We start from the raw sequence: 19,678 nt of genomic DNA on the forward strand, positions 1-19,678 counted from the left end.
ATTTATATTGTAATAAAAAAGGTATTAGAATGCTTCCTAATACCTTTTTGGATAAAATGGGTTGGTTAGATCGTTATTTTATCCATCCTTTTTTAATTGCATACTTTGAATACCATAATAATAGTATTGCTGCACCGACTATAATTCCTGACATTACAGCTGCAATGGATCCCATGATTTCCATAGAGTCTACTACAACAAAATTGTGATACAACTGAACAATAACAGCAACCAATGATATTAAAAAGAAGATATAGGCTGTTTTCTTTCTTAAAAGTAGAAATAATGATCCTAGTAGTCCTCCAAAAACTGCAAGCGCAAAGGCTGCAGTTGCCCAAGCAGGAGCATTAGAAATCATTTCGAGTTGCTCTGCCGTGTACTGCTCTTTGAAACTATCTGTACTGTAAGCTTGCGCTAAATACTGCATAACTCCCATTGCATTCCAAATAAGTGCAATTACCGAGATAATCCAAAACCAAACAGGTGGTTTTGTGTTTGAGTGATTTGTCATAATGTATTGATTTTAGTTAGTTAATTGACTAACAATTTATAAAAATTAACATTATAAAATCAAAAAACTCAACTCAATTTTATGTTATTCATAAAACTAAGTTGAGTTCTTAACACTTAAAAAGTAAAGATATCTAGTCTTCTACTACATGCAAAACAGGTGTTTTGTTTACCCATTTTCCGTTTTTAGATTCACCAAGAATGAGGACGTCTTTAGTAAGTTCATATTCTTTTACTGTACGCATCATTTGCTCTTTGGTATCTCTGTGCAATTTAATTCCAGTGTTCTTTCCTTTATTTCTTATTTCGATGTAAAATCCGTCTCTGAATTTTATCGGTCTTGTTGGAGGTCTTCCCATGTATATGTATTTGTAGTAATAGTCTTGCATATTAATAAAAATAAAATCAATATGCAAGAGATTTATATAATATTCAAATGTAATTGTTTTAGGGTCTAAAAACCAGTGATTTACATATCGAAAACTAATCGCTGTATAGATGTCTGCTATGACAAAAAGTTTTTATACATTTATTATATCAGAGTTAATCCCTAATTATGGCAGTAAAAAAGAAAAAAAAATCTTATAAAGCTTCAAATTTACCTCCTGGAACTATGGCTTACAGAGGTAAGAAGCAAACTTTAGTTACCGATATTGAAATTGTAAACTACAACAAAGATCACTATAAGATTTTTAATTCTAATCGTGTCGAGGATGCATTTGATTTTAAGGGTACTGATCATGTGACATGGATCAATATCAATGGACTTAATAATATAAAGGATATTGAAACCGTTGGTTTGCATTATGATTTACACCCATTAACCCTAGAAGATATAGTTAATACCAGTCAGCGGCCTAAAATTGAAGAATTCGAAAACTATTTATTTGTTGTTTTTAAAATGCTTTTTATTAAAAATGATGACAACTTACATTATGAGCACGTTAGTTTAATAGTTGGAGAAGACTACGTACTCACTTTTCAGGAAGCCGATGGGGATGTCTTTAACGATCTGAGAGAACGTTTATCAAATGCTAAAGGCCGTATCAGGACTCAGGGTTCAGATTATTTAATGTATTCAATCATTGATGCTGTAGTTGATAATTACTTTACAGTTATTGAAGCATTTGGTGATAAGGTAGAGGAATTAGAATCGCTTTTGTTTCAAGCTAAAAATATTGATGATTCTACACCTGGTCAAATTCAGAATCTGAAACAGGAAATATTGAAAATAAGACGTTCTATATATCCATTGCGAGAGGTGATTAATAGAATGGAAAAAATAGATTGCGCTTTTATTGAAGAAAAAACACACAGTTACATTAGAGACCTTTATGATCATATTGTCCAGGTAAGTGAATCTGTTGATTTGTATCGCGAAATGATCTGGAGTTTAATGGACATGCATATGACAGTGATTAGTAATAAGATGAATGAAATCATGAAAGTTCTTACCATCATAGCGACTATATTTATTCCACTTACGTTTATAGCTGGTATTTATGGCATGAACTTTAAAAACATACCAGAGTTAGAGGCTGAAAATGGCTATTATTATTTATGGGGAGTCATGCTCATGTTATTCGTTCTAATGTTAATTTATTTTAGAAGAAAGCGATGGCTTTAACATAATTTAAGATAAAAGAATCTTAAAAGGGTTAAACCCTGTTAAATCACTTGACAAATCTCAAATATCACATAGTTTAAATAGTGTAATTAATTATTAACACTAAAAAACAAAATAAAAATGAGTTATTTGAATATGCAAGATGAAAAGTTAATCCCAGTAGTAGTTGAATTAAATGCACTATTAGCTAATTACCATATTTATTACCAAAAATTAAGAAATTTTCACTGGAATATTCTAGGAGAAAACTTCTTCGATCTTCACAATAAGTTTGAAGAATTATACACCGATGCAAGAACAAAAATTGATGAGATTGCAGAACGTATTCTGACCTTAAGATACCATCCAATGAGTAAATTATCTGATTATTTAGAAATTTCAGAAATAAAAGAGGTATCACCACTACAAACAGATAAAGCGATGGTCTCTGAGTTAATTAATGACCATAAGATAATATTACAACAAATGAGTACTGTTCTTGAAAAAGCAGACAAGGCTAATGACGAAGGAACCATAGATCTTATTGGTGCCTACATTAGAGAGTTGGAAAAATCTAGTTGGATGTTAGACGCTTGGACAAAAAAAACGTCAGAAAAGCTTAACCAAAATATCTTGAGCTCTTAATTTTAATGTCTCATGAGATTGTAGTGAAATTCGTAAAAGCACTAAGATCTTAACTATATGAGCTAAACATATCAAATCAATTTCGTCAAATTTGTACTATTGATTTGATATTGTTTTTTATATCATATCCTAACCAAATATTAATTTAGAAACGACATAAAAATGAAGGAGCAATTAACAACAGCATTTAGCAATCTAACAGATAAATTGTTAGGTTGGTTAGATGCCATCATACAAAACATACCAAACCTAATACTAGCTGCAATTGTACTAATAAGTGCATATTACATTGCTAAATATGTAAACAAACTTACGCATAGACTTGTATCAAAAAGAGTTAAACAAGAATCTATTAGTAGTATCATTGCAAGAATTTCTGCTGTAGTTGTAGTACTATTAGGACTATTCCTAGCATTAGGAATCTTAGATCTGAGTAAAACATTAACCTCATTATTAACTGGAGCAGGGGTTGCAGGATTAGTAATTGGTCTGGCTTTACAAGGTACATTATCTAACACCATTGCTGGTATTGTAATTTCTTTCAGAAAAAAAATACAGATTGGAAATTGGGTAGAAACCAATGGATATTCAGGAGAAATTATCGATATCAATCTTAAAGATTTCACGCTTAAAGAAGCAGATAACAATATGGTCGTTATTCCAAACAAAATGATACTGGAGAACCCATTGAAGAATTATTCTTTGACAACCAGAATGAGAGTTTTTATCGAATGTGGTGTAGGCTACGAATCAGATTTAGAACTTGTGGAACAACTAACTAAAGATACAATTGCCAATACATTCGATCAGATTGAAAATCCAGATGATGTTGAATTCTATTATACAGAGTTTGGAGATAGCTCAATCAATTATCTATGTAGATTTTGGATAGATGCGGAAAGCATGCTTGAAAAACTTAAGGCTAAGACCAAAGCAATAATAGAAATCAAAAAGGCATACGACAATGAAGGTATCAACATTCCATTCCCAATTCGTACACTTCAGTTTGACAATAAACTGAATGTTAAATCGTCAGACTTACAGGAAGCCTTTTCAAACAATTAAAAATAAGTCCATTAGTTGCCTAATTCTAAGTACAAGAGTGCTTAGGGGTGGATACTAATGCCTAATTCAGAAGGCTGAACGTCAGTCGTTCTAATCACTAATCTTAAAAATAAAAATCATGTTACGTTGGACAATCACATTTATAATAATCGCATTAATCGCCGGAATCCTAGGATTTGGTGGAATAGCTGGAGCATCAGCAGGAATAGCTAAAATATGCTTCTACATTTTTATCATACTATTTGTACTATCACTATTAAAGGGATTAGTAAAGAAATAGATATCGACACTAAAAAATTATTAACCAATAAACATTTAAAGACATGAAAAAATTAACATACATATTTATCGCATTATTTAGTCTCAGTTTACTTACAACAAGCTGTAGAGAAGAAAAATCTACTGAAGAAAAAGTTGAAGATGTTGTAGATGATGCTGGAGATGCAGTTGAAGATGCAGCAGATGACATCGAAGATGCAGTAGATAGTAAATAAAAAAAGTCATGAAGAATATAATTAAGATATGCCTAATCGTATTTACACTAAGTATTGTATTTACGAACTGTAGAGAGGAAAAAACACCTGAGGAAAAAGTTGAAGCTGCACTTAATGATGTTGGAGAAGATCTGGAAGATGCTGCCGATGATGTTAAAGATGCTGCAGAAGACTTAAAAGATGAAATAGAAGAAGTCAAAGAAGAGTCGGGTGATAACCAATAATTAGATCGTCTAATTATTTTAAAATTATGATAACCATTAAATAACAGAACAAAAATGAAACATTTAATATATGTATTTTCTTTACTAATGATTACTGGAGCTTATGCTCAAAATAAACCAGTTGACAGAGTAAAAGAAACCAAAGTAAAAACGGTAAAAGTCAATAAAGATGGCGAAATCGTCGAAAACAAAGTAAAAATAGTAACCACAAAAGAACAGGAAGTCAAAACCGATCCTGATTATAAAGGCACAATTGATGCGCCAAGAGTGTTTCCTAAAGTAAAAGTCACTAAGGAAATTAGTATCGATAATGATAGAGATCCATTTTATGATTCAAAGGATACTATGATGTATTACAATAAAAGTGATAACAGATTTGCTTTTAAATCCAATGATAAAGGCTTTATAATATTTGAGGAAAATGAAAAACCTTTCGGTTTAGCCATTCAATCCACTAACAAACAATATTATTTGTTAGATCTAAATACAAATTCTGGTGTTGGATATTTCGATAAAAAAGGAAACTTTATAGTGGAATACTATAATAAAGACACAGGAATGATGATTGTTGAAGCTTTTGAAGTCAGTTCAGAATTCTAAATCATTTAAGGTTAAGATAAAAAAAGTCTCGAGTACTCTCGGGACTTTTTTTTGTATTTTTAGGCTGAAAACACACATCAATGGCAACTCCAAAATTCACGAAGGACATACTAAACTTCTTTAAAAAATTAGAAAAGAACAATGATAGAGATTGGTTTAACGCGCATAAAAAAGAGTTCAAAGACAACGAATCTAAAGCAAAGGAAGCCTATCAGTATATTTTTGACCAGTTAAATAAGCACGATATCATAGATAGGTTTAAACTGTTTAGAATTTATAGAGACGTCCGATTTTCGAAGAATAAGTTGCCTTATAAAACTCATTTTGGCGGATCTTTCAGTAGAAAAAAACCTGAGCTAAGAGGTGGCTATTATGTGCATATTCAACCTAATAACGAATCGTTTATAGCTACTGGATTCTGGGAGCCAAATAAAGATGATCTTCTCAGAATACGACGAGAATTTGAACAGGATGATGAGGAGATCAGAGCCATAATCAATGATAAAACATTTAAATCTGTTTGGGGAGAATTTGTGGGTGAGGAATTAAAAACTGCACCTAGAGATTTTGATAAAGAACATCCTGCTATAGATCTCATTAGAAAAAAACAATACATATTTGTTAAGAAATATACAGATAAAGACGTAATAAGTGATGGCTTTTTAGATGATGTAAATGCCTCTTTTAAAGCGATACGACCATTTTTTGACTATATGAGTGATGTGCTTACCACAAATTTAAATGGTGAATCTATAATTTAAGCATTATACAGCCTTGGCAACAGGTAATTGGAATAGCTGAATATTACTTACTAAGCGTTCTTTAACAATATTCATCATCCGTTTATTAAGCGCAGACGAGTTTTGAATATACAGCTGATATTCTTCAATAGTAAATTGTCCGATAATCATTCCTTTAACCGAATTTCTAAACTTCATATCCTTATGAATGGCGTTTTCAATATAGGCCATTTGTTTTTGTAACGACAGGTCATAAAATACATTCTTGCGTTTAGCAATATAATTTCTAAATACCAACGTTAATAGATGGTTTTGCATTTTTATAATAGGACGTAATGTTGCATTTTGAAAGCATTCATCAGCACTCATATCATCATTTACTTGTGCACTTGCAATCGTAGGACGTATGGACTTTAGGTTTGTAGATCGATCATTCATGGCTTTAAATTTTATTAAAAATAGAAATAAACAGCAGGTGAAACTGAGCCATCATTATATGTTGTCAACGACGTTATTAACAAATCAATCATAGCAATCTATTTTCTTAATCTTTTGAAATACTATTTTTTATTTGAAACCATAAACATTTACCTTTGATAAAAACAAGATTATGAAATTTGGAAGCGTCGATAATCCACAAGATTTAGATTTAAGTTTGCCACAAGACCATATAGATACTGCTAGAGTCTTAACTAAGGTCAAAGATGATAATGTTCCTGAAATCTATGTTGGATGTGCAAAGTGGAATAAAGCAGACCTAAAAGGGTTTTATCCCAGAGGTACAAAAGATGAATTGACTTACTATTCCAGACAATTCAACTCTATAGAACTCAATGCCACATTTTATAGAATTTTTCCTGCGGAACAATTTTCAACCTGGTATGATAAAACTCCAGAAGGTTTTAAATTTTTTCCAAAGCTCAACCAGGAAATTAGTCATTGGAAGCGACTTAACGATGTGAAAGCTGTGGTTGATAATTATCTCGATAATGCGATTCATCTTAAAGAAAAACTCGGAACAATCTTTTTACAAATGCATTCAAACTTTGCTCCTAAAGATTTTGATAGAGTTGTACATTTTGTCGAACATTGGCCCAAAGAAATTGCTTTGGCTATAGAGTTCAGACATACAAATTGGTACAACGATGAAGCTGTTGCTAATCAATTATACGACTTGCTCGAGCAACATAATATTTCTAATGTTATAGTAGATACTGCAGGTAGGAGAGACCTAATGCATATGAGACTTACAAATCCAACTGCTTTTGTTCGTTATGTTGGTGCTAATCATGAAAGCGATTATACACGTTTAGATGATTGGGTAGTGAGACTAAAAGAATGGAAAACGCAAGGTATAAAAGAGATCGATTTTTTTATTCATCAAAATATAGAAAAAGAATCTCCTTTGTTATCTGCTTACTTTATCAAAAAGCTCAATGACGAATTGGGCTACGATCTAAAGATTCCTAATGAGGATAATAACACCTTATTTTAATAATTAGGAATATTTAAACCCAAAATAATATCTCGTCGTGCTATTTTAAAATCACCATTTTTTTTAAGGTGAATAACTCCAGAACCTCCTCTTGGCTTAGCTCTGTTTAAAATATTTGGTGTAATGTTTGGGTCGTCTGCAAAATAAAAATCTTCTATGTAATATGCATTGACCTCAGGTTCTTTAACTGTGATATGAATATGCTGAGGAATCGTAGAGTTTGGGTAAGATGCTGGTCTGGTGGTGTAAAATTCATAGTGGCCTTTAGCGTCTGTTTTTAACCATGTTCTTAAATAACCATGTCGTTTTTCCCAACCTTTTGAAGATGGTCTATTGGGATAGCGACCAGTGTGATCAGTATGATAGATATAGAGTATTACATTTTCCGCAGGTGTTTTTGCATCATTTTTGTAAACTGTGCCACTAATCCAGATTTTATCAGGTCGTTTGTTAAAGCCAACAATCGTGTCTGTTGCTTTTAATAACCTATCGCCATAATTATTTACAGCCTCACAGCCTTCACATGGTCCTCCTACTAATTTGCTTTGCGATTGCGCACAGGATGACACTAATAATGTTGTGCTCATCACCAGAGTAATAAGATATTTCATAATGCATTGATTTAGTCTATTAAATGTACCAATCAGACGATAGTTTACAGACGGATTAAGAAAAGTTTAGAAAAAGATTAACAATAGATTTGTATGTTTTACGAATTAATGCTAATCTTTACATAAAAAACGATGAGATTCCACACACGTAAATGGGTAAAACCCGAAGACCTTAATCCTAATCAAACACTTTTTGGAGGTAAACTTTTATCATGGATAGATGAAGAAGCTGCATTGTATACTATTATACAGCTTGAAAATTCTAGGGTCGTTACAAAATATATATCTGAAATCAATTTCATGTCTTCAGCAAAACAAGGTGATATTGTTGAGATCGGTATTGAAGTCATCAAATTTGGTAAATCCTCATTAACATTGAAGTGTGAGGCCAGAAATAAAATGACCAGAGAAACCATTCTTACAGTAGATCATATTATTATGGTCAACCTTGGAAAAGATGGCAAACCTAAGCCTCATGGTAAGACAGAAATAGAATTTGTAAAAGATAGATTAGACGATTAATTATTCTGAAATTACAGCATTCAGCTCATATAATTCTAAATCAAAATAACCAACTGCAGCTAATGCATGATCAAATATATCAGCCATGATATATTCATAATTCTCCCAGCGTTTATCAGTACTAAAACAGTAGATTTCTAAAGGTAATCCTTGCGCTGAAGGTGCTAATTGACGCACCATAATTGTCATTTCTTTATTTACTGCAGAGTGTTTTTCAACATAGGTTTGCATGTATTTTCTAAACACACCTAAATTGGTCATATTTCTTCCATTAATCAAAACCGATTTGTCTGCCTGCTTTTCATTATTGAAGTTATTGATTTCCTGCTGTCGAGTTTCAAGATATGTACTGATCAATTGAATACGTTTTAATTTATCAATATCCTCATTAGTCAAGTATTTGATGCTTTGTGCTTTTAAAATGATAGATCGTTTAATTCGGCGACCACCAGAAGATTGCATGCCTCTCCAGTTTTTAAACGAATCTGAAATGAGCGCATAAGTAGGAATGGTGGTAATGGTCTTATCAAAATTCTGAACTTTTACGGTAGCTAGAGTAATTTCTATCACGTCTCCATCAGCACCATACTTTTCAAAAGAGATCCAATCACCAATCCGTACCATATCATTGATGGATACCTGAATACTGGCCACAAATCCTAAAATAGTATCTTTAAATACTAAAATGATGACTGCGGAAGCAGCTCCTAAAGTGGTTACAAATTTCCAGAACGATATGCCACTTATGATTGCAAATGCCGAGAATAAACCAATAACCCAAGCAAAGATCATAAACACCTGAATGTAACTGTCAATAGGCTTGTCTTTAAAACGAGGTAAGGTTTTGAGATAATCTTTAATAGTATTTAAAAGACTACGTACAACCCATAATGTTAGGATAATCCCAAACACCTGAAGTCCTTTTTCTAAAATGTTTTCAAAATAACTGAAGTCATAAAAGATCATCGGCACAAATTCTATTAGAATGAGTAGCGGGATTATGTGAGCTATATTTCTAGGGACTTTATTTTGTACAAGAATGTCATCAAAATTTGATTTTGATCTGATTGCAAATACATTAAATGCATTGACTAAAATTTTTCTAATGATATAGTCTATAATGAATACAACAATTAATAAAATAATTGTTAGTCCGATCATATTTAAATACTTAGCAGATGTATCACTTAAACCTGCAGAAATGAGATAATCGTAAAGTATATGTCTAAAATCCATCATGAGATCTTATTCTTTAAATATTTTCGCTCAATGTAAAACGTGCCAAAAGGTATAACTGAAGCTATTAAAACAATAGCCAGTGTTTTTCTATTCCATTTCAACTCTTTACTAACCATATATGCCAAAACCAAATATAGTATAAACAGGAGTCCGTGAGGCATTCCTAATAATTTCACATAGGTTGGGTCTTCGGTGAAGTACTTATAAGGTGATGCAAAAAATAATAAAAGAATATAAGAGACACCTTCTAAAAGTGCTACAATCCTAAAGCTATTTAATAGTGATAACATTGCGTTGTAATATTTAATACAAAATTACCTTAAGTAAGATTAATAGCCTCAATATTTATTTACTTTTTAACTATTAGATAATTCACTACATCGTTGTAGTAGGTGTTATAAATTTATTAGTTCAACGTTTTTTTTTGCAACTCATCGAAAATGATAGCTAAATACGTCTAGTTATTAACAAAAAATAATTCTGTTAAGATTTATTTTTAAATTTAAAATGCTATTAATCGACAGAATTGTTCCGTTGATTTCCCAAAATTTACAATAAACAGAAATGCATGAATCGTAAAGTACACGCTTTAAGAGTACTTTACATGGTTGTTTGCGGCCTGATATGTTTGGTCATTCGAACTAATTAGTTAACTAAATAACCAACACAAATGAAAAAACCTTACTTTTTTCTAACGACTCTTGTCTGTTTATTATTCTGTAGTTTTTCTATTATTGCTCAAAATTCTGGTATCAATTCAACATTTGTTGTTGTCGATAACCAGTTTTATGATTTACAGGCAAACACACCAAATCCAGACAATTTTCAATTCAATCAATCCATCGGATCATTCAATTGTAATGATAATTTAATTCTCAATGGTGGAGAGAACAATGTCTTCAAATGTTCTGGAGACGACATTACAGCTAACGATCTATTTTATCGTGTCTACAAAAATGGTAATACACCAGGAGCATTCAATCAAATAGGCTTCGGATTTAATTCAGGCTTTAACAATGGTTGTGGAGGTGCAGATCAAAAATGGGATAATTTAGGTGCTAATATTGATCTGTTAGCATCACTTTCCGAATCTGGAACCTATACTATTGAAATATATTCAACAGCTACTTATACCGCAAATGGTGGTGGTACGCATTTCGCATCAAACAATGGAGCCAACTACAGTGCAACATTCGATTTTAATGCGACAGTAGATTTTGCAAACATTCAGTTTCCTTTTTCAGATACCATATGTTTAGGAGAGTCGTTAACGGTCTTCGGACAAGTATTTGAAGCTGGGTTAACAGATACTAATTCAGGTGCAGCACTTGGAATTACAGTACAATTTGGAACTAACTTGGATAATACAGATCCAAGTACATGGGCTGAGGCTAACTGGTCTAATGCCATTCCAAACCCTGGATATGATTTCAATCAAAATAATGATGAGTATCAATTTACAGTAACACCTATGGCTAGTGGTACACTATTCTATGCGTTCCGATATGCTCTTGATGGATGTGATTACGTCTATGGTGCTACCAATAATGGGTTCTGGAATGGTACAGGTAATAATAATGGTGAACTTACTATTAACACGCCAACAACTTGGTATGCTGATAATGATGGCGACGGATTTGGAGATGATAACGATACTATTGATGATTGCGATCAACCTGCAGGTTACATTGCCATTGGAGGTGATTGTGCTGATGACAATGCTGCAATTAATCCTAATGCCGTTGAAATTTGTGATGGTTTAGATAATGATTGTGATGGCGATATTGATGCAGCCGATAGTGATCTAGTCGATACCGAAGCACCTACAGCAGTTTGTCAGGATCTTACTGTAGAATTAGATGCTTCTGGAACTGCAACGATTACGGCAGCTCAAATAGATAATGGGTCTTCAGATAATTGCGGATCAGTAACTCTAGCATTAAGTCAGGATACATTCAGTTGTGCTGATGTGTCTAGTGGAGGAGGTGCAACTTCAAATGAAGTTTGGATCAATGAATTTCATTACGATAATTCAAGTACAGATGTTAATGAGTTTGTGGAAGTTGTTGCAAACTTTGATGCGTCAGCTTATCAAATCGTATTTTATAATGGAAGTAACGGAACTAGTTACGGAACAGGTAGTTTAACACTATTGTCTACAGATTCTGGTTATAATTTTTATAGAGTGGATCAGCCTGGCAGTGGAATTCAAAATGGGGCTCCTGACGGATTTGCATTAGTTGATGGTTCAACAGTGATTGAGTTTCTAAGTTATGAAGGTTCATTTACAGCAACTAATGGTGTTGCCAATGGAATCACATCAACTGATGTTGGAGTAGTTCAGACCAGTTCTACACCAGTTGGTTCATCAATTCATAAAGTAGGTTCTGGGGTGTCTGGCAGTGATTTTAGTTGGGAGACGACTGCAAACAATACCGCTGGAGCAATTAATAACGGACAATCATTTGCTAATGGAGGAGGAGTAGAAGTTACCTTAACAGTAACAGATGCTAGTGGAAATCAATCTACATGTACGGCTACAATAACGGTTGTTGACCTTTTAGGCCCAACACCAGACGTGGCTAATTTGGCAGATGTCAACGGACAGTGTGAAGTGACAAGCTTAACTGAACCAACAGCAACAGATAATTGTGGTGAAACGGTAACAGTAACTAATGATGCTGTATTACCAATTACAACAGAAGGAACAACTGTAGTGACATGGACCTATGAAGATGACTACGGAAATGTAACAACTCAAACTCAAAATGTGATTATTGAAGATACCGAAGCGCCTACAGCAGTTTGTCAAGATCTTACCGTTGAATTAGATGCTTCTGGAACGGCAACGATTACATCAGATCAAATAGATAATGGGTCTTTTGATAATTGCGGACCAGTAACTTTAGCATTAAGTCAGGATACATTCAGCTGTGCTGATGTGTCTAGTGGAGGAGGTGCAACTTCAAATGAAGTTTGGATCAATGAATTTCATTACGATAATTCAAGTACAGATGTTAATGAGTTTGTGGAAGTTGTTGCAAACTTTGATGCGTCAGCTTATCAAATCGTATTTTATAATGGAAGTAACGGAACTAGTTACGGAACAGGTAGTTTAACACTATTGTCTACAGATTCTGGTTATAATTTTTATAGAGTGGATCAGCCTGGCAGTGGAATTCAAAATGGGGCTCCTGACGGATTTGCATTAGTTGATGGTTCAACTGTGATTGAGTTTTTAAGCTATGAAGGCTCATTTACAGCAACTAATGGTGTTGCTAGTGGAATCACATCAACTGATGTTGGAGTAGTTCAGACCAGTTCTACACCAGTTGGTTCATCAATTCATAAAGTAGGTTCTGGGGTTTCTGGCAGTGATTTTAGTTGGGAGACGACTGCAAACAATACAGCTGGAGCAATTAATAACGGACAATCATTTGCTAATGGAGGAGGAGTAGAAGTTACCTTAACAGTAACGGATGCTAATGGAAATCAATCAACATGTACTGCTACAGTAACTGTGACTGATGCATTAGCGCCAACACCAGATGTAGCTTCGCTTGCAGATATAACTGACGAATGTGAAGTGTCTGCTTTAACAGCACCAACAGCTACTGATAATTGTGGAGGAGCAGTGACGGTCACTAATGATGCTGTGTTGCCAATTACAACACAAGGAACAACTGTAGTGACGTGGACTTATGAAGACGAAAATGGAAATACATCTACACAAACTCAAAATGTAGTAATCAATGATATTACGGATCCTATAGTGGTTTGTCAGGATATTACTGTTAGCCTTGATGCTAACGGAATCGCAACCTGGACAGCAGCAGATATAAATAATGGTAGTACTGATAACTGCGGAATTCAATCTGTATCTGTTGATAAAACAACATTTGATTGTAATGATGTTCCAAAATTGGTTATCTCTGGTGTTATCGATGGACCGCTTAGTGGTGGTGTGCCTAAGGCAGTTGAATTGTATGTACTAGCAGATATTTCAGATCTTTCAGATTTTGGAATTGGAACAGCATTCAATGGCGGAAATTCAAATGGAGCAGATTTTACATTCCCGTCAGTTTCAGCTTCAGCGGGTACGTATATTTATGTTGCTTCAGAATCGGCAGGTTTTATCAATTTCTTCGGATTCTCACCTGATTATACCTCAGGAGCTATAGGAGTCAACGGAGATGATGCTTTAGAATTATTCCAAAATGGAACAGTGATCGATGCTTTTGGAGAAGTTGGTGTTGATGGAACAGGTCAACCATGGGAATACTTAGATGGTTGGGCATACCGTTTAAGTAATACTGGACCTGATGGTGATACATTTGTATTGAGCAACTGGTCATTTAGTGGTACTAACGCATTAGATGGAGAAACAGATAATAATACAGCAACTACACCATTTCCAGCTGGAGGTTTCAGTGCGAGTTCAGGATTAACTTTTAATACATCAGTTGTATTAACTGTAACTGATACTAATGGAAATACAAGTTCTTGTACAGCTACAGTGACTGTTGAAGACAATATCTTACCTGAGATCTCTTGTCCGTCAAATATTGTGGTTAATAATGATGCAGGTGAATGTGGAGCTCTAGTTAGTTTTGTTGCACCAGTAGGTACAGATAACTGTGTTGGAGTTGCAACAACACAAACAGCAGGATTAGAATCTGGATCTTTATTCCCAATAGGAACTACAACAAATACATTTGAAGTTACTGATAGCTTCGGAAATAGCGTTGAGTGTAGTTTTACGGTAACGGTTATTGATAATGAAGTACCAACGATTACATGTCCAGCAGATATTACAGTTGATAATGATGCTGGCGAATGTGGTGCTGTTGTAGCATACTCAATTCCTACATTTGATAACTGTCCGGATGCTTCAATGACTCAAACTTCAGGTTTAGCCTCTGGTGATGTGTTCCCAATAGGAACGACAACCAATTCATTTACAATTACAGATGCCTCAGGAAATTCAGTATTATGTAGTTTTAATGTGACAGTAGTAGATAATGAAGCTCCTGTTATTGATTGTCCTTCAGATATCGTCATGGATAATGAATTAGGTCAATGTGGAGCTACAGTGGTTTATAATGTGACAGGAACTGATAATTGTCCGAATGAAACTTTAACAATGACTTCTGGATTAGCTTCAGGTGAGTTTTTCCCAATAGGAACAACAACAATGTCTTATGATCTTGTAGATGCTTCAGGAAATAGTGTATCATGTGTATTTTCAGTAACAGTTAATGACACTGAAGCACCAACAATTAGTTGTCCAGGTAATATTGTAAAAACTAATGATTTAGGAGCATGTTCATCTGTAGTTAACTATACGATTACTTCAGGAGATAATTGTTCTGGAGCGATTGTGACGCAAACTTCAGGTTTAGCTCCAGGATCAGCGTTCCCAATCGGTGTCACCACGAACACATTTGTAATTACTGATGCTGCAGGAAATTCAGAGACCTGTAGTTTTGATGTCATTGTTAATGATGCTGAAGCACCAATGATTAATTGTCCTTCAGATATTACTGTCGCTAACGATGCTGGATCTTGTAGTGCTGTAGTAAATTATAGCATAACAGGCTCAGATAATTGTCCAGGCTCTACCATTACTCAAATTGCTGGTTTAGCCTCTGGAGAAAATTTCCCAATAGGAATCACAACCAATAGTTTTGAAATTGAAGATGCTTCTGGAAATGTAACAAGTTGTTCATTTAATGTGGTTGTCAACGATTCGGAAGCACCAACAATTGCATGTCCGTCAGATATCGTAGTCGATAACGATTCAGGGTTATGTGGCGCTACAGTGAACTATACGGTTAATTTTGCTGATAATTGTCCGGGAGCAACCATCAATCAAACTTCAGGGTTTGCTTCAGGTTCGTTATTCCCAGTTGGAACTACAATTAACACGTATACAGTAACAGATGCAGCTGGCAATACTAATACTTGTAGTTTTAACGTCACAGTAAATGATACACAAGCTCCAGTAATTGCTTGTCCGTCTGATATTCTTACAGGAAATGACGTAGGATCTTGTTATGCGACTGTAACTTACACCATTACTAGTAGTGATAATTGTCCGGGAGCAACCATTGTTCAATTAGACGGTTTACCTTCAGGCGCACAGTATCCTATTGGAGAAACAACAAACAAGTTTCAAATTACAGATGCCTCAGGAAACACAGCTATATGTAATTTCACAGTAACTGTTGAAGATACTGAAGCGCCTGTACCTGGAGCTAGTTTACCAGATATCATAGCAGAGTGTGAAGCTTCGGTAACACCTCCAACAGCACCAGATAACTGTAAAGGAACCATTGTAGGATATACAACTGATCCAACGACATATACACAGCAAGGTTCTTATGTAATTACTTGGATATTTGATGATGGCGCAGGAAACACATCTCAACAGTTACAGAATGTGATTATTGATGATACAACAGCACCTGACTCACCAATACTGAATGATTTTGTAGATCAGTGTTTTGCAGCTATTCCAACACCAACTACAACCGACAATTGTGCTGGTGTTATTTCGGGAACTACAACAGATCCAACAAATTATACAGATCAAGGGACTTATATCGTTAATTGGACCTTTGATGATGGTAACGGAAACAGTATCGTAGTGCAACAGACTGTTATTGTTGATGATACAAGTAATCCTATTCCAGATGTCACTAATTTGCCAACATTGACAGCTGAATGTAATTTAGACGTTACTACAATACCAACAGCTACAGACGATTGTTTAGGATCTATTCAGGCCACTACAACTGATGCGTTATCCTATTCAGATCAAGGTACATATACCATAACATGGAATTATGATGATGGTAATGGCAATACCGTGTCTCAAACACAAACGGTCATTATTAATGATACAACAGCACCAGAAGCGGTTGTGTTAGCAGATGTTATCGGACAATGCGATGCAGAGGTTACAGCACCTACAACCACAGATAATTGTTTAGGAACTGTAACAGGAACCACATCTGATCCATTAGTTTATACAACACAAGGTAACTATTTGATTACATGGAGCTTTGATGATGGCAATGGAAATAGTTATAATGTCACTCAAAATGTAATTATTGAAGATACTGAAGCACCAATTCCTGATAATGCTAATCTTGATACGCTAACAGGAGAATGTGAAGTAACTGTTTCAGAAACACCAACAGCAACCGATAATTGTAAAGGTTCTGTGATAGGAACAACGTCTGATCCTTTGAGTTATACAGATCAGGGAACATACTCAATTACTTGGACGTTTGATGATGGCAATGGAAATGTTTCAACTCAAACACAAACAGTGATTGTTGAAGATACAATTGATCCTGTTATTACTGATTGCCCTTCAGATATTTCTCTTTGTGGAGAGCAGGCGGTAAGTTGGACAGTACCAACTGCCACTGATAACTGTGATGTGACATTAACGAGTACCCATGAACCAGGCGATGTATTCGGAGTGGGAACAACAAAAGTCATATACACTGCAACGGATAGTGCAGGAAATAGTACGATGTGTAGTTTTGACGTGATCATTTCAGCAATACCAATGATAAGCATTACAGAAACACCTTTAGAAGGATTCTGTCAAGGTTTAGGTGAGTTAAGTGTTGATATTGCGAATGCATCAGACTTTACACAACCATTATCAATTGTATGGTCTACAGGAAGCACTGATGATTCAATTATTATTGCTAATAATGCAACATATACAGTAACGGTAAGCAGTGCAACAGGTTGTCAGGCTACAGCATCTTATACCTCTAATACTAATCCTGAAGATGTTCTAAGTGGTTATACAATGATTGGAAAACGAGGTGTGAGACTATTTGGTAGTCGAGTTGTTGGTGGTGTAGGAGTTACTGATAATCGTCGTATGGCTCAAGTAAGAGCGTTTAGTCAGGTATTCGGATTTGTAAAATCAGATTATATCTATACAGATTGGTTCAGTTATATAGAGGAACCAATTTATAGTGACTCTGATGTAACGCTACCAACTTTCTATAATAACACTGCGAATCCACATTGTGGTGATGATATTGTTGTTCAACCTTATCAAACTGTAGTGCTAGATGAAGAGGTTTATGATGATGTATATGTTCGTTATGGAGGAACGTTGATTATTGATTCTCCAGAGGTTTACATTGACAAGTTCAAAACAGATCCTAATGTAACAATCATATTTAACCAGTCATCAGCAGTAATGATTGATGAACACATGCGAGTTGGTAGTTATAATACGATAGATCGTAATGGTAATGGCGCTATATTCTATGTAGAAAAAGATGTTCATATCGATAGAAGTGCTGACGTAGATGCTAACATTTATTCTAAGCGTAGTATTAAAGTAAAACGTGCTGGATTCTTTAATAGAACAACAATGCGCGGATTATTTATTGCATTAAGAAATGTTGAATCATCATTCTTTGTCGATTGGTATCCAGCTTCAGGATGTAGTTCAACTCCAATTCCTGATGGCCCTCCATCTTGTTTAAATAGAGACATTGCCGAGGAGGATATCGAGTTAAGTATTGATGAAGACAAAGTCAAACTTTATCCTGTACCAACAGTCGACATTCTAAATGTAGCACTTGAGAGTCCGAGAGCTACTCAAGCAAGCTATTCTATTGCGAGCATGAGAGGTGAGGTGTCTATCCAAAATACATGGGAGATTAATGAAGGTCACAATGAGGTCAAAATAGACGTAACGCGTCTCTCTGACGGACTTTATAACCTCATTATAAATATCAACGGAGAAACCATTAGCAAACAGTTTGTGGTGAAACGTGGTAAATAAATTTAATTTGTAATAAAGACAAAGGCAGTTCATTATGAACTGCCTTTTTTAATTAATAGCACGATTACATAAAAAAAGACTGTCGTTAACAACAGTCTTTTCCTGGATTAATTAACCATGAACTTTTATAGGTTAAGCAATTAATTATTTTGACATCATAGCGAAGAACTTGTCAATGTTTGGTAAAATGACAATACGTGTTCTACGGTTTTTAGCTCTATTTTCTTTAGTGTCATTATCTGTTAATGGCTGATAAAAACTACGTCCAGCAGCAATTAATTGTTCAGGAGCAACGTTGTAATCATTTTGTAGTTTCTTTACTACAGCAGTAGCTCGAAGCACACTCAAATCCCAGTTATCTTTTACTGCAGCAGTGTTTTTCATCAGTTTGTTATCTGTATGACCTTCTACCATGACATCCAGACTTTCCTCAGAATTGATCACATTAGCAATCTTTTGTAAAATATCATTGGCTTTATTGCTTACTTTATAACTCCCTGAGTTGAATAACATTTTATCTGAAATAGAGATCATCACAACTGTTTCTTCAATATTAACAGCAATATCTTCATCTTCTTCGATATTATCCATTGACGATTTTAAATTGAATTGCAAGGCTAAATTCATAGAATCCTTTAATGTTTTTGCTGTAGCCATATATGCAGGTGGTACTTTTTTAAGCGATTCACGCATGGCTTTTTTCTGATTTTCAGAAATTACTGTTCCATCAACCGATACCAGTTTGGAATCATTGTCTTCAGTAAGTTCGTTTATTTTTGAGTTGTAATTGTCAACGCGCTTTTGAATGGCTGAAAATTTTGCTTCCAGATCTTCTTTTTCGACTTTAGTTTTAGTTAATTCACTTCGTAATTCACCATTGTCCTGCTCTAATGCTACATATTTCTTTTTAGAAACACATGCCATAAGACATAAAGCGGATAGTACTACTACTGAAATTTTTTTCATAATGTTTTAATTAAAGTTTTGGTTTATGTGTATATGTACGCACTGAAATGGCTCACGGACTTTTCGCTTCGGAAATTTTATTAACCACTCATTGTTAATTACTGAAATTTGAAGTCCTTAAAATTTTGTGA

At 34.4% G+C, this 19,678-nt stretch carries 18 protein-coding genes; 11 read left to right on the top strand and 7 right to left on the bottom strand.

Features of this window, described 5'->3' with window-relative positions; all coding sequences use genetic code 11:
- Positions 1-73: 73 nt before the first annotated feature.
- Both Q0951_RS10300 and Q0951_RS10305 read right to left on the bottom strand, forming a co-directional pair.
- The gene (locus Q0951_RS10300; protein WP_299336591.1) at positions 74-511 is read right to left on the bottom strand and encodes a hypothetical protein; all 438 of its coding nucleotides are present in this window, start codon (positions 509-511) and stop codon (positions 74-76) included.
- Positions 512-644: 133 nt separating this feature from the next.
- Positions 645-899, bottom strand: coding sequence for a hypothetical protein (locus tag Q0951_RS10305; protein ID WP_367179755.1), 255 nt, complete (start codon positions 897-899; stop codon positions 645-647).
- A 167-nt stretch (positions 900-1,066) separates the two neighbouring features.
- On the opposite strand from Q0951_RS10305, the gene corA reads away from it, so the two are divergent.
- The 8 genes from corA to Q0951_RS10345 all read left to right on the top strand — a co-directional run bounded on the left by corA (position 1,067) and on the right by Q0951_RS10345 (position 5,905).
- Positions 1,067-2,137, top strand: a complete 1,071-nt coding sequence (corA, locus tag Q0951_RS10310; protein WP_299336593.1) for a magnesium/cobalt transporter CorA — start codon at positions 1,067-1,069, stop codon at positions 2,135-2,137.
- A 120-nt stretch (positions 2,138-2,257) separates the two neighbouring features.
- On the top strand, positions 2,258-2,761 hold the full coding sequence (locus tag Q0951_RS10315) for a DNA starvation/stationary phase protection protein (protein ID WP_299336595.1): 504 nt from the start codon (positions 2,258-2,260) through the stop codon (positions 2,759-2,761).
- A gap of 162 nt (positions 2,762-2,923) precedes the next feature.
- Positions 2,924-3,826, top strand: a complete 903-nt coding sequence (locus Q0951_RS10320) for a mechanosensitive ion channel family protein (protein WP_299336597.1) — start codon at positions 2,924-2,926, stop codon at positions 3,824-3,826.
- A 118-nt stretch (positions 3,827-3,944) separates the two neighbouring features.
- Entirely contained in the window at positions 3,945-4,106 is a 162-nt protein-coding gene (locus tag Q0951_RS10325) for a DUF1328 domain-containing protein (protein ID WP_299336599.1), read from the top strand.
- A gap of 43 nt (positions 4,107-4,149) precedes the next feature.
- The gene (locus tag Q0951_RS10330) at positions 4,150-4,320 is read left to right on the top strand and encodes a hypothetical protein (RefSeq protein WP_299336601.1); all 171 of its coding nucleotides are present in this window, start codon (positions 4,150-4,152) and stop codon (positions 4,318-4,320) included.
- A gap of 8 nt (positions 4,321-4,328) precedes the next feature.
- The gene (locus Q0951_RS10335) at positions 4,329-4,544 is read left to right on the top strand and encodes a hypothetical protein (RefSeq protein ID WP_299336603.1); all 216 of its coding nucleotides are present in this window, start codon (positions 4,329-4,331) and stop codon (positions 4,542-4,544) included.
- Positions 4,545-4,598: 54 nt separating this feature from the next.
- Positions 4,599-5,144 carry a hypothetical protein gene (locus Q0951_RS10340; protein WP_299336604.1) on the top strand — a complete coding sequence of 182 codons (546 nt, stop codon included), beginning with the start codon at positions 4,599-4,601 and terminating at the stop codon, positions 5,142-5,144.
- A gap of 80 nt (positions 5,145-5,224) precedes the next feature.
- A complete protein-coding gene (locus Q0951_RS10345; RefSeq protein ID WP_299336606.1) occupies positions 5,225-5,905 on the top strand; it encodes a DUF2461 domain-containing protein in 681 nt (226 codons plus the stop codon).
- Between the two features lie 3 nt (positions 5,906-5,908).
- Here Q0951_RS10345 and Q0951_RS10350 read toward each other — a convergent pair whose 3' ends face one another.
- Positions 5,909-6,322, bottom strand: a complete 414-nt coding sequence (locus Q0951_RS10350) for a glyoxalase (RefSeq protein WP_299336608.1) — start codon at positions 6,320-6,322, stop codon at positions 5,909-5,911.
- 172 nt (positions 6,323-6,494) lie between these two features.
- On the opposite strand from Q0951_RS10350, the gene Q0951_RS10355 reads away from it, so the two are divergent.
- Positions 6,495-7,379, top strand: coding sequence for a DUF72 domain-containing protein (locus tag Q0951_RS10355; protein WP_299336610.1), 885 nt, complete (start codon positions 6,495-6,497; stop codon positions 7,377-7,379).
- Here Q0951_RS10355 and Q0951_RS10360 read toward each other — a convergent pair.
- Positions 7,376-7,990, bottom strand: a complete 615-nt coding sequence (locus Q0951_RS10360; RefSeq protein WP_299336612.1) for an intradiol ring-cleavage dioxygenase — start codon at positions 7,988-7,990, stop codon at positions 7,376-7,378. The two genes, Q0951_RS10355 and Q0951_RS10360, sit on opposite strands and share 4 nt — an antisense overlap.
- 132 nt (positions 7,991-8,122) lie before the next feature.
- Here Q0951_RS10360 and Q0951_RS10365 point away from each other — a divergent pair, with 132 nt between their 5' ends.
- Entirely contained in the window at positions 8,123-8,512 is a 390-nt protein-coding gene (locus tag Q0951_RS10365; RefSeq protein ID WP_299336613.1) for a hotdog domain-containing protein, read from the top strand.
- Here Q0951_RS10365 and Q0951_RS10370 read toward each other — a convergent pair whose 3' ends face one another.
- Both Q0951_RS10370 and Q0951_RS10375 read right to left on the bottom strand, forming a co-directional pair.
- On the bottom strand, positions 8,513-9,751 hold the full coding sequence (locus Q0951_RS10370) for a mechanosensitive ion channel domain-containing protein (protein WP_299336615.1): 1,239 nt from the start codon (positions 9,749-9,751) through the stop codon (positions 8,513-8,515).
- The gene (locus Q0951_RS10375) at positions 9,748-10,041 is read right to left on the bottom strand and encodes a DUF3817 domain-containing protein (protein WP_299336617.1); all 294 of its coding nucleotides are present in this window, start codon (positions 10,039-10,041) and stop codon (positions 9,748-9,750) included. The genes Q0951_RS10370 and Q0951_RS10375 overlap by 4 nt, the downstream gene beginning before the upstream one ends.
- Before the next feature lie 380 nt (positions 10,042-10,421).
- On the opposite strand from Q0951_RS10375, the gene Q0951_RS10380 reads away from it, so the two are divergent.
- Positions 10,422-18,581 carry an HYR domain-containing protein gene (locus Q0951_RS10380; RefSeq protein WP_299336619.1) on the top strand — a complete coding sequence of 2,720 codons (8,160 nt, stop codon included), beginning with the start codon at positions 10,422-10,424 and terminating at the stop codon, positions 18,579-18,581.
- 144 nt (positions 18,582-18,725) lie between these two features.
- Here Q0951_RS10380 and Q0951_RS10385 read toward each other — a convergent pair whose 3' ends face one another.
- Entirely contained in the window at positions 18,726-19,547 is an 822-nt protein-coding gene (locus Q0951_RS10385) for an OmpA family protein (RefSeq protein ID WP_299336621.1), read from the bottom strand.
- Between the last annotated feature and the right edge of the window lie 131 nt (positions 19,548-19,678).

The organism is uncultured Psychroserpens sp. (assembly GCF_947501425.1).
Taxonomy (GTDB): domain Bacteria; phylum Bacteroidota; class Bacteroidia; order Flavobacteriales; family Flavobacteriaceae; genus Psychroserpens.

Bases quoted from the DNA above. Each gene is read 5' to 3' on its own strand.
- Q0951_RS10335 (WP_299336603.1), top strand. From the start codon at position 4,329: ATGAAGAATATAATTAAGATATGCCTAATCGTATTTACACTAAGTATT.
- Q0951_RS10360 (WP_299336612.1), bottom strand. From the start codon at position 7,990: ATGAAATATCTTATTACTCTGGTGATGAGCACAACATTATTAGTGTCA.
- Q0951_RS10300 (WP_299336591.1), bottom strand. From the start codon at position 511: ATGACAAATCACTCAAACACAAAACCACCTGTTTGGTTTTGGATTATC.
- Q0951_RS10350 (WP_299336608.1), bottom strand. From the start codon at position 6,322: ATGAATGATCGATCTACAAACCTAAAGTCCATACGTCCTACGATTGCA.
- Q0951_RS10325 (WP_299336599.1), top strand. From the start codon at position 3,945: ATGTTACGTTGGACAATCACATTTATAATAATCGCATTAATCGCCGGA.
- Q0951_RS10385 (WP_299336621.1), bottom strand. From the start codon at position 19,547: ATGAAAAAAATTTCAGTAGTAGTACTATCCGCTTTATGTCTTATGGCA.
- Q0951_RS10355 (WP_299336610.1), top strand. From the start codon at position 6,495: ATGAAATTTGGAAGCGTCGATAATCCACAAGATTTAGATTTAAGTTTG.
- Q0951_RS10305 (WP_367179755.1), bottom strand. From the start codon at position 899: ATGCAAGACTATTACTACAAATACATATACATGGGAAGACCTCCAACA.
- Q0951_RS10320 (WP_299336597.1), top strand. From the start codon at position 2,924: ATGAAGGAGCAATTAACAACAGCATTTAGCAATCTAACAGATAAATTG.
- Q0951_RS10375 (WP_299336617.1), bottom strand. From the start codon at position 10,041: ATGTTATCACTATTAAATAGCTTTAGGATTGTAGCACTTTTAGAAGGT.
- Q0951_RS10365 (WP_299336613.1), top strand. From the start codon at position 8,123: ATGAGATTCCACACACGTAAATGGGTAAAACCCGAAGACCTTAATCCT.
- Q0951_RS10380 (WP_299336619.1), top strand. From the start codon at position 10,422: ATGAAAAAACCTTACTTTTTTCTAACGACTCTTGTCTGTTTATTATTC.
- Q0951_RS10330 (WP_299336601.1), top strand. From the start codon at position 4,150: ATGAAAAAATTAACATACATATTTATCGCATTATTTAGTCTCAGTTTA.
- corA (WP_299336593.1), top strand. From the start codon at position 1,067: ATGGCAGTAAAAAAGAAAAAAAAATCTTATAAAGCTTCAAATTTACCT.
- Q0951_RS10345 (WP_299336606.1), top strand. From the start codon at position 5,225: ATGGCAACTCCAAAATTCACGAAGGACATACTAAACTTCTTTAAAAAA.
- Q0951_RS10340 (WP_299336604.1), top strand. From the start codon at position 4,599: ATGAAACATTTAATATATGTATTTTCTTTACTAATGATTACTGGAGCT.
- Q0951_RS10315 (WP_299336595.1), top strand. From the start codon at position 2,258: ATGAGTTATTTGAATATGCAAGATGAAAAGTTAATCCCAGTAGTAGTT.
- Q0951_RS10370 (WP_299336615.1), bottom strand. From the start codon at position 9,751: ATGATGGATTTTAGACATATACTTTACGATTATCTCATTTCTGCAGGT.